The sequence below is a fragment of the Streptomyces sp. NRRL B-3229 genome, from assembly GCF_000719505.1.
GTDB lineage: Bacteria > Actinomycetota > Actinomycetes > Streptomycetales > Streptomycetaceae > Streptomyces > Streptomyces griseorubiginosus.
The window spans coordinates 1-203 of the sequence record NZ_JOGP01000174.1 but is presented as its reverse complement, the minus strand read 5'-3'; the positions used below and the strand labels follow the sequence as shown (position 1 = coordinate 203).

Here is a 203-nt window from a genome sequence, read left to right as displayed (position 1 = left end):
GTAGTTGGCCAGACCGGCGTGGTGGATCATCACGCCCTTGGGGCGGCCGGTGGAGCCGGAGGTGTAGATGACGTAGGCCAGCTGCGCCGGATCCGGCACTCTCGCCGGGGCGGTGATGGGGCGGCGGGCGATGCGGGCGGCGTGTGCGTCGGTGAGGATGAGGGTGCCCTGGTGGGCGGCGGCGAGGGTGGCGGTGTGGGTGG

At 73.4% G+C, this 203-nt stretch carries 1 protein-coding gene; it reads right to left on the bottom strand.

What is annotated here, in order from left to right; all coding sequences use genetic code 11:
• On the bottom strand, positions 1-203 hold a 203-nt coding region (locus IF54_RS40370; RefSeq protein ID WP_037821319.1), incomplete at both ends, for an AMP-binding protein.